General features: G+C 65.9%; 12 protein-coding genes. 4 read left to right on the top strand and 8 right to left on the bottom strand.

Features of this window, described 5'->3' with window-relative positions:
* Positions 1 to 19: 19 nt before the first annotated feature.
* Genes greA through carA form a run of 3 tightly spaced genes read right to left on the bottom strand, consistent with a single transcriptional unit; the run spans position 20 to position 4,870 of the window.
* Complete coding sequence (gene greA, locus U5S82_19335) at positions 20 to 496, bottom strand: transcription elongation factor GreA (protein ID MDZ7753736.1); 477 nt, start codon at positions 494 to 496, stop codon at positions 20 to 22.
* Complete coding sequence (carB, locus tag U5S82_19330) at positions 493 to 3,717, bottom strand: carbamoyl-phosphate synthase large subunit (protein ID MDZ7753735.1); 3,225 nt, start codon at positions 3,715 to 3,717, stop codon at positions 493 to 495. The genes greA and carB overlap by 4 nt, the downstream gene beginning before the upstream one ends.
* A 7-nt stretch (positions 3,718 to 3,724) precedes the next feature.
* A complete protein-coding gene (gene carA / locus U5S82_19325) occupies positions 3,725 to 4,870 on the bottom strand; it encodes a glutamine-hydrolyzing carbamoyl-phosphate synthase small subunit (protein ID MDZ7753734.1) in 1,146 nt (381 codons plus the stop codon).
* A 187-nt stretch (positions 4,871 to 5,057) separates the two neighbouring features.
* Between carA and U5S82_19320 the strand changes: the two genes are divergently transcribed.
* Positions 5,058 to 5,414 carry a Rieske 2Fe-2S domain-containing protein gene (locus U5S82_19320; GenBank protein MDZ7753733.1) on the top strand — a complete coding sequence of 119 codons (357 nt, stop codon included), beginning with the start codon at positions 5,058 to 5,060 and terminating at the stop codon, positions 5,412 to 5,414.
* Between the two features lie 92 nt (positions 5,415 to 5,506).
* Here the strand turns inward: U5S82_19320 and dapB are convergent, their stop codons facing one another.
* The 5 genes from dapB to hrcA all read right to left on the bottom strand — a co-directional run bounded on the left by dapB (position 5,507) and on the right by hrcA (position 11,547).
* Complete coding sequence (gene dapB, locus U5S82_19315) at positions 5,507 to 6,313, bottom strand: 4-hydroxy-tetrahydrodipicolinate reductase (protein ID MDZ7753732.1); 807 nt, start codon at positions 6,311 to 6,313, stop codon at positions 5,507 to 5,509.
* Between the two features lie 20 nt (positions 6,314 to 6,333).
* Positions 6,334 to 7,461, bottom strand: a complete 1,128-nt coding sequence (gene dnaJ / locus U5S82_19310) for a molecular chaperone DnaJ (protein ID MDZ7753731.1) — start codon at positions 7,459 to 7,461, stop codon at positions 6,334 to 6,336.
* A 122-nt stretch (positions 7,462 to 7,583) separates the two neighbouring features.
* Positions 7,584 to 9,536 (bottom strand): molecular chaperone DnaK, encoded by a 1,953-nt coding sequence (gene dnaK, locus U5S82_19305; GenBank protein MDZ7753730.1) that lies wholly within the window; start codon positions 9,534 to 9,536, stop codon positions 7,584 to 7,586.
* An 85-nt stretch (positions 9,537 to 9,621) separates the two neighbouring features.
* Positions 9,622 to 10,257, bottom strand: coding sequence for a nucleotide exchange factor GrpE (grpE, locus tag U5S82_19300; GenBank protein MDZ7753729.1), 636 nt, complete (start codon positions 10,255 to 10,257; stop codon positions 9,622 to 9,624).
* A gap of 240 nt (positions 10,258 to 10,497) precedes the next feature.
* Entirely contained in the window at positions 10,498 to 11,547 is a 1,050-nt protein-coding gene (gene hrcA, locus U5S82_19295) for a heat-inducible transcriptional repressor HrcA (protein ID MDZ7753728.1), read from the bottom strand.
* 329 nt (positions 11,548 to 11,876) lie between these two features.
* Here hrcA and U5S82_19290 point away from each other — a divergent pair, with 329 nt between their 5' ends.
* Genes U5S82_19290 through U5S82_19280 form a run of 3 tightly spaced genes read left to right on the top strand, consistent with a single transcriptional unit; the run spans position 11,877 to position 14,977 of the window.
* The gene (locus tag U5S82_19290) at positions 11,877 to 12,755 is read left to right on the top strand and encodes an NAD(+) kinase (protein MDZ7753727.1); all 879 of its coding nucleotides are present in this window, start codon (positions 11,877 to 11,879) and stop codon (positions 12,753 to 12,755) included.
* 34 nt (positions 12,756 to 12,789) lie between these two features.
* A complete protein-coding gene (recN, locus tag U5S82_19285; protein MDZ7753726.1) occupies positions 12,790 to 14,466 on the top strand; it encodes a DNA repair protein RecN in 1,677 nt (558 codons plus the stop codon).
* A gap of 40 nt (positions 14,467 to 14,506) precedes the next feature.
* Positions 14,507 to 14,977, top strand: coding sequence for a RidA family protein (locus U5S82_19280; GenBank protein MDZ7753725.1), 471 nt, complete (start codon positions 14,507 to 14,509; stop codon positions 14,975 to 14,977).
* The last annotated feature ends 6 nt before the right edge of the window (positions 14,978 to 14,983 follow it).

Here is a 14,983-nt window from a genome sequence, read left to right as displayed (position 1 = left end):
GTCCAGTGCCCTGCCGCGATCAGATGTACTCCACCGCCAGCAGCTCGTACTCCTTCCGTCCCGAAGGGGTCTGAATGGTCACCTCGTCCCCTTCCCGCTTCCCTATCAGGGCACGGGCGAAGGGAGAACCGACGGAGATGAGTCCTGCCTTGATATCGGCCTCGTCCTCGCCGACGAGCTGATAGCGCACCTCTTCATCGGTGGCCAGGTCCAGCAGCTCCACGGTGGCCCCGAACACCACCCGGCCCTTGGCATCCACCTGCGTCACGTCGATGACATGGGCATGGGACAATTTGCCCTCGATCTCGGCGATGCGGCCTTCGATGAAGGATTGCTGCTCCCGCGCCGCGTGGTACTCGGCATTCTCCTTGAGGTCGCCGTGGGCCCGCGCCTCGGCGATGGCCTTGATGACCCGCGGCCGGTCTTCCTGCTTGAGGCGCTTGAGTTCCTCGCGCAGGCGCTCGGCGCCGCGCACCGTCATGGGGGATTTGCTCATGCGCCGGCCTCCACGTGCAGGTCCTGCAGGCGATTGACCTCTTGGGTGTGGGGGGCCTTCATGGCCATCACGAGAGCCTTGGCCGCAGCCATGGTGGTGGTATACATCACCTTGTGCTTCAGGGCGGTGCGGCGGATGGTATAGGAATCCGCAATGGCCTCCTTGCCGGAGGTGGTATTCACGATCAACTTGATCTCGCCGTTCTTGAGCATATCCACGATATGGGGGCGTCCCTCGGTCACCTTGTTGACGCGGGCCACGTTGATGCCCGACGCCACGATCACGGACGCGGTGCCACCGGTGGCCACCAGCTCGAAGCCGAGATTCTGGAGGTCGCGGGCCACCTCCACCACCTGGGGCTTGTCCATGTCCCGCACGCTCAGGAATACCCGGCCCTTGGTGGGAACCTTGTCGCCGGCCGCCAGGGTGGCCTTGCCGAAGGCCTCGCCGAAGGTGCGACCCACGCCCATCACCTCACCCGTGGATTTCATTTCAGGGCCCAGCAACAGGTCGACACCCGGGAACTTGGCGAAGGGGAACACCGCCTCCTTGACCGAAAAATAGCGCGGCACGCGTTCCTCCGTGACCCCCTGTTCCACCAGGGTCGTGCCCACCATGCAGCGGGCGGCCACCTTGGCCAGGGAGATACCCGTGGCCTTGGAGACGAAAGGCACGGTGCGGGATGCCCGCGGGTTGACCTCCAGCAGGTAGACGTCTTCCCCCTGGATGGCGAACTGGATATTCATCAGCCCCACCACCTTCAGGGCCCTGGCCAGTTCCGCCGTCTGGCGACGGATGATGTCCTGGCTGTGTTGCGAGAGGTTGTAGGGCGGCAGGGAACAGGCCGAATCCCCCGAATGCACGCCCGCCTGCTCGATGTGTTCCATGATGCCGCCCACCACCACGTCGCTACCGTCGCACACGGCGTCCACGTCCACCTCCACCGCATCCTCCAGAAAGCGGTCGAGCAGCACGGGGGATTCGTTGGACACCGCCACCGCCTCGCGGATGTACTGCATGAGGTCCTCCTCGCTGTACACCACTTCCATGCCCCGGCCGCCCAGCACATAGGAGGGTCGCACCACCAGAGGATAGCCGATCTCGGCCCCCAGTCGCGCCGCCTCGTCGGCGTCACGGGCGGTGCGGTTTGGCGGCTGCCGCAATCCCAGTTGCTGAACGAGGCGCTGGAAGCGCTCGCGGTCTTCCGCCAGGTCGATGGAGTCCGGCGAGGTGCCGATGATGGGTGCGCCGGCCGCCTCCAGATCCCGTGCCAGCTTCAAGGGGGTCTGGCCACCATACTGGACGATGATGCCAGTGGGACGCTCCACTTCGATGATCTCCAGCACATCCTCGAGAGTCAGGGGCTCGAAATAGAGCCGATCCGAGGTATCGAAGTCCGTGGAAACCGTCTCCGGGTTGCAGTTGACCATGATGGTCTCATAGCCGTCCTCGCGCATGGCGAAGGCCGCCTGCACGCAGCAGTAATCGAACTCGATACCCTGGCCGATGCGGTTGGGACCACCGCCGAGCACCATGATCTTCTGGCGTTCCGTGGGCTCGGCCTCGCAGACCTCCTCGTAGGTGGAGTACATGTAGCCGGTGGAGGTGCCGAACTCGGCGGCGCAGGTGTCCACCCGCTTGTAAACGGGATGCAACTCCAGCGCCCAGCGGTGCTTGCGCATCTCATCTTCACGGCACCCCACCAGACTGGCGAGACGATGGTCCGAGAAGCCCTGGCGCTTGAGGCGCCGCAACTGCACTCGATCCACATCCGCGAGGGCGCGCCCGGCCAGGGCCTGCTCGGCGGCCACCAGGTCCTCCACCTGAGCCAGGAACCACGGGTCGATGAAGCTGAGTTCGTAGACGTCCGCCAGGGAGAAGCCATAGCGGAAGGCATCCGCCACGTACCAGATGCGCTCGGGCCCGGGTTCCCGCAGGAAGCTGCGCAACTGGTCGTGGACCGCCTTGCCCGGCTCGCCGGACATCTTGGGGGTGAGGCCGTCGGCCCCCGTCTCGAGGCCCCGCAACGCCTTCTGCAGGGACTCCTGGAAGTTACGCCCGATGGCCATCACCTCCCCCACCGACTTCATCTGGGTGGTGAGGGTGGCCTGGGCCTGGGGGAACTTCTCGAAGGTAAAACGCGGGATCTTGGTCACCACGTAGTCGATGGTGGGCTCGAAGGAGGCCGGGGTGGCGCCGCCGGTGATCTCGTTCTCGAGTTCGTCCAGGGTATAGCCCACCGCCAGCTTGGCGGCCACCCGGGCGATGGGGAAACCGGTGGCCTTGGAGGCCAGGGCGGAGGAACGGGACACCCGGGGGTTCATCTCGATGATGACCATGCGCCCGTCATCGGGATTGATGCCGAACTGGACGTTGGAACCGCCCGTCTCCACGCCGATCTCGCGCAACACGGCGATGGAGGCATCGCGCATGATCTGGTATTCCTTGTCCGTCAGAGTCTGGGCCGGCGCCACGGTGATGGAATCGCCGGTATGGACCCCCATGGCGTCCACGTTCTCGATGGAACAGACGATGATGCAGTTGTCGTTCTTGTCCCGCACCACCTCCATCTCGAACTCCTTCCAGCCCAACACCGACTCCTCGATGAGCAACTCGTTGGTGGGGGAGAGGTCCAGGCCGCGCTCGCAGATCTCGGTGAACTCCTCTTTGTTGTAGGCGATGCCGCCGCCGCTGCCGCCCAGGGTGAAGGACGGCCGGATGATGGTAGGAAAGCCGATACTGGCCTGAACCTGGTTGGCCTCCTCCATGCTGTGGGCCAAGGCCGAATTGGGCGTCTCCAGGCCGATGGAGTTCATGGCCACACGGAAGCGCTCCCGATCCTCGGCCTTGTCGATGGCGTCCCGACTGGCACCGATGAGTTCCACACCATATTTCTCGAGCACCCCTTCCCGGGCCAGATCGAGGGCGCAGTTCAGGGCCGTCTGACCGCCCATGGTGGGCAGCAGGGCGTCGGGACGTTCCCGCTCGATGATCCTCGCTACCGTCTGCCACACCACGGGTTCGATGTAGGTCGCATCCGCCATGCCGGGATCCGTCATGATGGTGGCGGGATTGGAGTTCACCAGGATGACGCGGAAGCCCTCCTCCCTGAGCGCCTTGCAGGCCTGGGCCCCCGAATAATCGAACTCGCAGGCCTGGCCGATGATGATGGGGCCGGCGCCGATGATGAGTACGCTGTGAATGTCTTCTCTTTTGGGCATGGAGGGATCAGCCGGCCGGCGCGCGGTGCGCCCGCATCAGTTCAATGAAGTGGTCGAACAACGGCGCCGCATCATGGGGCCCGGGGCTCGCCTCGGGGTGTCCCTGGAACGCGAACGCCGGCTTGTCCGTGCGATGGATGCCCTGCAGGGTGCCATCGAAAAGGGAACGGTGGGTCGCCCGCAGGGTGTCCGGCAGGGTCGTCTCGTCTGCCGCGAAACCATGATTCTGGCTCGTGATCATGACCCGCCCGGTGGCGATATCGAGCACCGGATGATTGGCACCGTGGTGGCCGAACTTCATCTTCATGGTACGGGCACCGCTGGCGAGGGCCAGCAACTGGTGACCCAGGCAGATGCCGAAGGTGGGAATGCCGCCCTCCAGGAACTCTTGTATGGCGGTGATAGCGTAATCGCAGGGCCCCGGATCGCCCGGACCGTTGGATAAAAAGATGCCGTCGGGTTCGAGGGCCAGGGCATCGGCGGCACTGGTGCGGGCGGGCACAACGGTGATGCGGCAGCCGCGGGAAGCCAGGATACGCAGGATGTTGCGTTTGGTGCCGAAATCGTAGGCCACCACGTGGAGTTCGGCGGCGCCGGCAGTGGGCGCGGCGTAACCCTCGGCCAGGCTCCACTCGCCACCGCTCCACGCGTAGGGCTCGGCGATACTCACCTCCCGGGCCAGATCCATGCCGGCGAGGCCGGGAAAGGCCCGGGCCTGGGCCACGGCGGTATCCACGTTGGGATCGTCCCCCGCCACGATGCAACCGTTCTGGGCGCCGCCCTCCCGCAACACCCGGGTCAGCTGCCGGGTATCGACCTCGGCGATGGCCACCACGCGCTGCCGCCTGAGGTAATCCTCCAGGGAGCCCTCCGAGCGCCAGCTGCTCAGCAGCGCCGGAACGTCACGCACCACCAGGCCCGCGGCCTGGACGCGATCGGACTCCTGGTCCTCGGCATTGACGCCGGTGTTACCGATATGAGGATAGGTCAGGGTAACGAGCTGGCGGGCATAGGAGGGATCCGTCAGGATCTCCTGATAGCCCGTCATGGCGGTATTGAAGACCACCTCCCCGACGGTGCTCCCCTCGATGCCCACGGACTCCCCCCTGAACACGGTGCCGTCGGCGAGTACGAGTATGGCAGGCTTACGCAAACGCCCCTCCTGATAAGGAAAGCGGGAGCAACCCCTCATGGGTTAAACTCCCGCTGAATGTGGTCTCCGGCCCGGGGACTGCGAGCTTGCGCGGCGGCTCCGGACCCCTTCAGTCGAGCCCGATCTTATAAGAAATCGCTTAAACCTGTCCATGACGGATCCCGGCCGCGCCCCTTCGAGCACCCCCGTGCTGCCCCTCAGACTGGCGGCCGTGGAGACGATCGCCGACGGTCGATGTCTTGGCATCGAGGCCGGCTTCGGCGGGCTCGACACCGGTATCTTCCTGTATCGCCGAGGTCTCCAGGTACACTGTTACGTCAACAGCTGCCCCCACACCGGCGTCCCCCTGGAGTGGCTCCCCCACCGCTTTCTCGACGCCGGGGGTGAGCATATCCAGTGCAAGACCCACGGCGCCCTGTTCAGGCCGGAGGATGGCCATTGCGTGGCGGGACCCTGCGTCGGGCGCGCTCTGCGGGCCTGCCAAATCGGCATCAGGGACGGCGACATCTACCTGGTGGCACTACCGCCGCCAGCCTTCTCCTGACCCGATGGCCGGGCGCCGGCGAGCCTGAAGGCCCCGGGGAGGCTACAGGGTCCGCGCCCCCCCTCCACGGGGACCCGGCAGGACACCCGGCGTCAATCCCGCAGGTCCAGCACGTCCTGCATGTCGTAAAGGCCGTGGGGTTTGCCCGCCAGCCAGGTGGCGGCGCGGATGGCGCCGCGGGCGAAGGTCATGCGACTGGACGCCTTGTGGACGATCTCCACCCGCTCGCCCTCGGCGGCGAACATGACGGTGTGCTCGCCGACGATATCGCCGGCGCGGATGGTCTCGAAACCGATGGTCCGGCGGTCACGCTCCCCGGTGCGGCCGTGCCGGCCATAGACCGCACACTGCTCCAGGTCGCGACCCAGGGCTCGCGCCACCACCTCACCCATATGCAGGGCCGTGCCCGAGGGGGCGTCCACCTTGTGGCGGTGATGGGCCTCTATCACCTCCACGTCCACCGTATCCCCGAGGACCCGGGCCGCCGTCTCGATGAGCCGGAGGCACAGGTTCACCCCCACGCTCATGTTGGGGGCGAAGACCACGGGCATGGACGCCGCCGCCTCTTCCAGCAGCGCCTTCTGGGCCCCATCCAGGCCGGTGGTACCCACCACCATGCCCACCCCCAGGCGCCGGCAGGCCTCCAGATTGGACACGGTGACCTCGGGCGAGGTGAAATCGATGAGGATGTCGAAGGCGCCCGCCAAGCCGTCGAAACCCGTTCGCACGGGAACCCCGATACGGCCGATCCCCGCCACCTCGCCGGCGTCGTTGCTCACGAAGGCGGAGCCCGGATGCTCGAGCGCGGCCACCACCTCCGTGGCGGGATCCGCCGTCGCCGCTTCCACCAGGGTCCGTCCCATGCGCCCGGCGGCACCCGCTATGGCCAGTCTGATCATCGTCATGGGTCCCCCGGTCATCAGCTCTTCATGTCTTCAAAGAACTTCTTCACCCCATCCAGCCACGACGAGGCCCGGGGCGAATGGCGGTCACCGCCATCGGTCATGGTCTCCTCGAACTCCCGCAGCAGGGCCTTCTGCTTCTTGTTGAGGTTCACCGGCGTCTCCACGATGGCCCGACAGATGAGGTCGCCTTCATACCCCCCCCGCACCGAGCGCACGCCGCGGCCGCGGATGCGGAAGAGCTTGCCGCTCTGGGTCTCGGCGGGGATCTTCAGCACCACCCGGCCGTCGAGGGTGGGCACTTCGAGTTCGCCACCGAGGGCCGCCGTGGTGAAGCTGATGGGCACCTCGCAGTAGAGGTTGTTCTTCTCCCGCGTGAAGATGGGATGGGGACGGATGTTGACCTGGACATAGAGGTCGCCACTGGGTCCGCCGTTCTCGCCCCGCTCCCCTTCTCCCGCCAGGCGTATGCGGTCACCGCTATCCACCCCGGCCGGCACCTTGACCGACAGGGTCTTCTCGCTCCGCACCCGCCCCGCGCCACGGCAGGTCGTGCAGGGGTCTTCGATGATGGTGCCCCGCCCGCGGCAGGTGGGACAGGTCTGCTGAACCGAGAAAAAGCCCTGCTGCAGGCGCACCTGGCCGGCGCCGTGGCAGGTGGAGCAGGTCACGGGCGACGAGCCCTTGCGGGCCCCCGAACCGCCACACGTCTCGCAGGTCTCGGTGGTGGGGATGCGAATGGAGGCCGTGGTGCCCGCCACCGCCTCCTCCAGGGACAGTTCCAGGTCGTAGCGCAGGTCGGCACCACGATAGACACGGCTGCCACTGCGGCCGCCGCCCGCGCCGAAGATGTCCCCGAACATCTCGTCGAAGATGTCCCGGAAACCGGCTCCGCCGCCTCCGCCCATGCCCGCGGCGCCCTCCACCCCCGCATGACCGAACTGGTCGTAGGCCGCCCGCTTGCGGGCATCCGCCAACACCTCGTAGGCCTCCTTCGCCTCCTTGAACAGGGCCTCGGACTCCATATCGCCGGGGTTGCGGTCGGGATGATGCTTCATGGCCAGCCGGCGATAGGCCTTCTTGAGGTCGGCCTCGCTGGCATTGCGGCTCACGCCCAGGACTTCGTAGTAGTCGCGTTTTGACATTATTTATCGTTCGTCAGTGGTCGGGGATGCGGCACCCCTGGCCGGCGCGTGACCAGGAACAAACGCGAAACGCGGGCCGTGCCCGCGCTCGCTTTCACCGGCTTGGGCCAACAGGCCGGCGCTCACTTCTTGTCGTCGTTCACCTCTTCGAACTCCGCGTCGACCACATCGTCGTCGGCTCCGCCGGAACCCTGCTTACCTTCCGCCCCGCCGGCGGCACCGCCGGCCGCTGCGCCCCCGGCGGTGCCGGAGGCCGCCTGCTGCTGATAGACCCGCTCGGCCAGCTTGCCGGAGACCTCGGACAAGGCGTTGGTCTTGGCCTCGATGGCATCCTTGTCGCTTCCCTTCATGGCCTCCTCGAGGGCGCCGATGGCGGACTCGATCTGATCCTTCTCACCGGCTTCCACTTGATCCCCCAAATCCGCCAGGGACTTGCGGGTGGCGTGTATGAGACCGTCCGCCTTGTTGCGGGCATCCACCAGGGCATGGAACTTCTTGTCATCGTCGGCATGGGCCTCGGCGTCCTTGACCATCTTGTCGATCTCGTCGTCCGACAGGCCGGAGGAGGCCTTGATGACGATGGACTGGGCGCGATTGGTGGCTTTGTCCTTGGCGGAGACGTTGAGGATACCGTTGGCGTCGATGTCGAAGGTGACCTCGACCTGGGGCACGCCCCGGGGAGCGGGCGGAATATCGGTGAGGTCGAAACGGCCCAGGGACTTGTTGGCCGAGGCCATCTCGCGCTCGCCCTGAAGCACATGCACCGTCACCGCCGTCTGGTTGTCCTCCGCCGTGGAGAACACCTGATTGGCCTTGGTGGGAATGGTGGTGTTCTTCTCGATGAGCTTGGTCATCACACCCCCCAGAGTCTCGATACCCAGGGACAGGGGGGTGACATCCAGCAGCAGCACGTCCTTGACTTCGCCTGACAGCACGCCGCCCTGGATCGCGGCACCCACCGCCACCGCCTCGTCCGGATTGACGTCCTTGCGGGGTTCACGGCCGAAGAACGTCTTCACCGCCTCCTGAACCTTGGGCATGCGGGTCTGGCCCCCCACCAGGATCACCTCGTCGATCTCGGACGCGCTGTGGCCGGCGTCCTTGAGAGCCACGCGGCAGGGTTCTATGGTGCGGCTCACCAGGTCATCCACCAGGGACTCCAATTTGGCCCGGGTGATCTTCATGTTCAGGTGCTTGGGACCGCTGGCGTCGGCGGTGATATAGGGCAGGTTCACCTCCGTCTGCTGGCTGGAGGAGAGCTCGATCTTGGCTTTCTCCGCCGCCTCCTTGAGGCGCTGCAGGGCCAGAGGATCGTTGTGCAGATCCACGCCGCTCGACTTCTTGAATTCGTCGGCGAGATAATCGATGAGGCGCAGGTCGAAGTCCTCGCCCCCCAGGAAGGTGTCGCCGTTGGTGGACAGCACCTCGAACTGGTGCTCGCCGTCCACATCCGCCACTTCGATGATGGAAATGTCGAAGGTGCCACCGCCGAGGTCATATACGGCGATCTTCTGATCGCCCCGCCTCTTGTCCATGCCGTAGGCCAGCGCCGCCGCGGTGGGCTCGTTGATGATGCGCTTGACGTCGAGACCGGCGATGCGCCCGGCGTCCTTGGTGGCCTGGCGCTGGGAGTCGTTGAAATAGGCCGGCACGGTGATCACCGCCTCCTTGACCTCTTCGCCCAGGTAATCCTCGGCGGTCTTCTTCATCTTCTGCAGCACCCGCGCCGCGATCTCGGGTGGGGCCATCTTCTTGCCGTTCACCTCCACCCAGGCGTCACCGTTGTCCGCCTTGACGATCTTATAAGGCACCATGGAGATGTCCTTCTGCACCACGTCGTCCTCGAAGCGCCGGCCGATGAGACGCTTGATGGCGAACAGGGTGTTCGACGGATTCGTCACCGCCTGGCGCTTGGCCGACTGCCCCACCAGGATCTCGTCGTCGCTGGTGAACGCCACGATGGACGGCGTGGTGCGGTCGCCCTCGCTATTCTCGATGACGCGGGTCTTGTCGCTTTCCATGATGGCCACGCATGAATTGGTGGTCCCGAGGTCTATGCCGATCACTTTGCCCATTGTTTTCTCCAAAAACGGTATGAATCTGTTACTGAAAGACTTCTAGCTGTTTCATATGGGGCCACGGGAACCCAATTCAACCGGTTCACTGGGGTTTCCTGGCCACCATCACCAGGGCGGGACGCATCAGCCTGTCGTTCAGGGTGTACCCCTTCTGAACGACCGTGGTCACCGTGCCTGGCGGCACCGCATCCGTCTCCTGCATGGTCATGGCCTGATGGCGTTCCGGATCGAAGGCCTCGCCCGCGGGATCGATCTGCTGCACCCCCATCTTCTCCAGGGCCCCCGCCAGCATCTTGAGGGTGAGTTCCATGCCTTCGCGGACCTTGTGGAGATCGGCGCCCTCCTCGGAGGCCGCGCTGAGCCCCATCTCGAGGCTGTCCCACACCGGCAGGATCTCGGCGATGTATTGCTCGGCCCCGTATTTATGGGCCTGTTCCACGTCCCGCGTCGCACGCTTGCGCAGGTTGTCCATCTCGGCCTTGGTGCGCAACAGGGCATCCCAGTGCTCGTCCGCCCGGCTACGGGCATCCTCGAGCATCAGTCGCAAATCCTCCGGGGAATGGGTCTCCTCGGGCGCCGGCTGCCCTCGGAATGCCGGCGCGTTGTCGGCCCGCGAGCCCTCGGCACCGCTCTCCGGCATACTTTCCGTGGCCTCCGCGGGATTGTCGGCGGGTTGTGACCCGTCCTCACTCTGATTCATGGCCTCATTGCTGCTCATATCTATAAACTTCCTCGAATCAAATGCTTACCAGAACCACCCACCATGGTTACGGGGGTGGAACGCGAAAATCCTGTGCCTGCTTGTAGTGCCTAGGTGGGGAGCGGGCGGCCTGAAATCAACCCCGGCCCAGGGTGCGTCAACGATGGCGCGGAATGGGGCGATTCTAGGGATTTAACATCCGCAGAACAAACGGGGTTCGGCCACTACCGCCGCGCCACGGCGGTACCGCCCGCCGGCTCAGTGGGACTGATGGAGTGCCGCGCCCAGCAGCCGTGCGGTCACGTCCACGATGGGGATCACGCGATCATAGGCCATGCGGGTGGGTCCGATGACCCCGAGTACGCCCACCAGTTGGCCGTCCACCCGGTAGGGCGCGGTGACCACGCTGCAGTCGTCCAGGGCCTCGTAACCCGATTCCTCACCGATGAAGATCTGGATGCCGTCGGCGCTGATGGCCCCGTCCAGCAGATGCAGGATCTGGCTCTTTTCGTTGAAGACCTCGAACAACTGGCGCAGCTTCTCGGTGTCCGCCAGTTCCGCCAGCCCCATGAGGTTGGTCTGACCCGCCAGCAGATAATCGTTCTCCTCGGCGGTGGCCAGGGCCTTGTCGGCGATCTCGATGGCGTCCCGCATGAGCTCATCCATGTGATCGCGGGTATTCTGCATCTCGCTCAGAACTCGCCGGCGGATCTCGAACAAATCGTGACCGGCGAAGGTGGAATTGAGGTAATTGGAGGCCTGTTCCAGCTCGGCGGGCGCGTAGTCCCGATCCACCGTGATGATACGGTTCTCCACCTCGGAATTGTTTACCACCAGGATCACCAGCACCCGGCGTTCCGAGAGGGGCAGAAATTCCACCTGGCGCAGCCGCAATCGGTCGTGGTGCGGCAGGGTCACCAGCCCCGCCAGGTGCGTGAACTCCGACAGCAGATTGGAGGTGCTGGTCACGAGTTCCCGGATGGGGACGTCGGAGGCCAGCTTGGCCCGCAGGCGCTCGGCCTCCAAACTGTCCAGGGGCTGAATGGTGAGCAGGGAATCGATGAATAACCGCAATCCCTGGCTGGTGGGAATGCGCCCCGCGGAGGTGTGGGGGGAGCGCACCAGTCCCATATCCTCCAGGTCCGACATGACGTTGCGCACCGTGGCCGGGCTGAGTTCCAGTCCGGAATCCCGCGACAGGGTGCGCGACCCCACCGGCTGGCCTTCCCGCAGATAGCGCTCTATGAGCACCCGCAGGAGGCGTTGCGCCCGCTCATCGATGTCGTGCTGACTGGATACTTCGCCCATAGGTCTTCCGCGTCCGTAACAGTGGGGCGGTTCTCCCCGCCGGGGGTATCGGTAGGAGCCCCGTGCCGGGCGCAGACCCGAAGGTCCCGACCCGGCACCGCCCACCGCAGGGTCATCTGCAAGAATGTCGTATAAACCAGAAGGCCTTCAACGCCTTCTGCCTCGCCGCCGGAAACCCCTGCGACGGGGTCGAACCACAGGGGGCTAGAATTGGGTAATTCTTTACAAAAGACAAGCCTCCTCTTGCCGCACCTGCATCACCGGTTGGCGCCGCGTGGGCCCCATGCTACTTTCGCCACACCATTGACCTATCTAAGCCAGGTATCACCGTGTTCAAACGCATCGGGCTCATCGCCAAGACCAACCACGCCAGGGCCCATGACACCTTGGGGGCCCTGGTATCCTACCTGGACCGGCGCGGCATGCCCTTCCTCGCTCTGGCGGGTAGCGAACATCTGATGCCGCCGGGCACCGCCCCCACGGTGGACTACGAAACCCTCGGCACCCAATGCGACCTGGCCATCGTGGTGGGCGGTGACGGCACTCTGCTGAGGGCCGCCCGTGCCCTCGTCGATCACGATGTCCGGCTCTTGGGCATCAACCTCGGCCGGCTGGGTTTCCTGGCGGATGTACTCCCGGACGACATGGAACAGCGCCTGGACGAGATCCTGGATGGCCGGTTCCTGGAGGAACCCCGTCTGATGCTGGACACCGTGGTGCGGCGCAACGGGGCCATCGTCGAAGAGTGCACGTCGCTGAACGATGCCGTGGTGCACAAATGGCAGTTCGCCCGCCTCATCGAGTTCGAGATGTACATCGACGGCATCTTCGTGAACCGGCAACGCTCGGACGGCATCATCATCGCCACGCCCACGGGCTCCACGGCCTATGCCCTGTCCGGCGGCGGTCCCATACTCCACCCCACCCTCGATACCCTAGTCCTGGTGCCCATCTGTCCCCATACCCTGAGCAACCGCCCCATCGTAGTGGCGGCCGCCAGCCGCGTGGAGATGATCGTGCACAGCCCGGATCGGGACAGTGCGATGCTCACCTGTGACGGCCGCAACAGCGATCCCCTCAAGCACCTGGACGAAATCGCGGTGTCCGCCGCAACACGCCGCCTGCGCGTGATCCATCCCGCGGGTCACGATCACTACGCCGTCCTGCGCACCAAGCTCCACTGGGGTCAGGAGTTCTACGGTACTTGAGGCTGCTTGAGGGCCGCTCAACGGTTCCGTCTCGATGCTCACCAGTCTGCATATCAGGAACTTCGCCATCGTCGACGCCCTGGACCTGGAGTTCGGCGCCGGCCTGACGGTGCTCACGGGGGAGACCGGCGCGGGCAAATCCATCCTCGTGGACGCCCTCGCCCTGGCCCTGGGGCAACGGGCCAACAACGCCAAACCGAGTGATGGCGGGCAGCGCACAGAGGTGAGTGCCTGCTTCGAACTGCACTCGGTCCCGGAAGCCCGGGGCTGGCTCGCCGAGCGGGCCCTGGATCCCCCGGAGGAGTGTGTGATACGCCGGGTCATCGGCACGGACGGTCGTTCGCGCGCCTTCATCAATGGCAGTCCGGTGGCCCTCCAGGACCTCCGGGCCCTCGGCGAACTGCTGGTGGACATCCATGGTCAACACGCCCACCACGCCCTCCTGAGGCCCGATGTGCAAAGGGCGCTGCTGGACGACTTCGGCGACCACCGCGATCTCATGGCCAGGGTGCGGGAGGCCCACCAGGAGTGGCGACGGCTGGAGCGGGAACTCGCGGACACCGGCGGCGACCCGGCCCGGCGCCATGCCGAGATCGAGTTGCTGCGCTTTCACATCGGCGAACTCACGGACCTGGCAGTGACGCCGGGCGAGGTGGCCGGCCTGGACCAGGAGCACCGCCGCCTCGCCAATGCCGAACGCCTGCGGGACGGTGCGGGGGCGGTTTATGAGGCCCTGTACGGCGACCATGACGGGGCCGCTCTGCAGGCGCTCCAGGCGGCGGTGAAGCAATTGGAGGCCCTCACCGCATCCGATACGACCCTCGGACCCGTCGGCACTCAGCTGAACGAGGCCGCCATCCAACTCGCCGAATGTGACCGCGAGCTTCGCCAGTACATCGAGGCCGTAGCCCTCGACCCGCAACGGCTCGCGACGGTGGAGCAGCGGCTCGATGCTCTCCACCAGGCCGCCCGCAAGCACCAGGTCACGCCCGACGAGTTGCCCGCCCTGCTCGATGGCCTGACGGCGCGTCTGGCGCGGCTGGAGGAGAGTGGTGAGCGACGCAGCGAGCTGGCAACGCGCCTGGACCGGGTCAGGGAGGACTACGACGGCCATGCCCGGCGGCTGACACAGGCCCGCACCCAGGCGGCCCGGCGCCTCGCGGAGGCCGTTACCGCGGATCTCCACCGCCTCGGCATCGCCAAGGGCGCCCTCGAGGTCACGGTGGCGCCCCTGCCCGACCACCAGGCCAGCGCCCACGGCCGCGACCGTGTGGAATTCCTGGTCACCACCAACCCCGGCCGCCCCGCCGGCCCCCTCAACAGGGTCGCCTCCGGGGGGGAACTGTCCCGCATCAGCCTGGCTATCCAGGTGGTGGGTTCCCGGGACCACGGCATCTCCACCCTGATATTCGATGAGGTGGACGTGGGGATCGGCGGCGCCGTGGCGGAGATGGTGGGTAACCAGCTCCGCACCCTGGCCGCCAACCGCCAGGTGCTGTGCGTCACCCATCTGCCCCAGGTGGCCGCCCAGGGTCACCAGCACCTGCGCGTGGTGAAAGCGGCGGACAACGGGGCCACCACCACCCGCGTAGACCCGCTGGAGGGCACCCATCGCGTCGAGGAGGTGGCACGCATGCTGGGGGGACTGGAGATCACCCGCCACACCCGCGCCCATGCCAAAGAAATGATTCAGCGTATCGGGGGCCCATGACCCCCTCCACCCCGTCCCGGAAATTCACAGGAGAACCCCCATGCCAGGCAACATCGACCGGCGACTCGCCGAACTGGGCATCGAGATACCGGCCACCCCGGCCCCTCAGTTCAACTACGTCCCCGTCCAGATCAGCGGCAGTCTCGCCTTCGTGGCCGGACAGGTACCCATGGCCGGCGGCGAGATCCGCTACAGCGGCCAGGTGGGGATCCACCTGGATGTGGAGACGGGTCAGGCCGCCGCACGGTTGTGCGCCATCAACATGCTGGCGCAGCTGAAGACCGCCCTCGACGGCGATCTGGATCGCATCGTCCAGGTGGTGCGGGTGGGGGGCTTCGTGAGTTGCGGGCCGGACTTCACCGCTCAGGGACAGGTCATCAACGGCGCCTCGGACCTGCTGGTGGAGGTCCTGGGCGACGCCGGCCGCCATGCCCGTGCCGCCGTGGGCTGCTCGGCCCTGCCCCTGGGGTCCGCCGTGGAGGTAGAAGGGATATTCATGGTAATGCCCTGAATCATA

This window comes from Gammaproteobacteria bacterium (assembly GCA_034522055.1).
In the GTDB taxonomy this organism is placed as follows: Bacteria; Pseudomonadota; Gammaproteobacteria; order JAABTG01; family JAABTG01; genus JAABTG01.
Note: the sequence above shows the minus strand (reverse complement) of the source record. Positions and strands in the feature narration are given on the sequence as shown.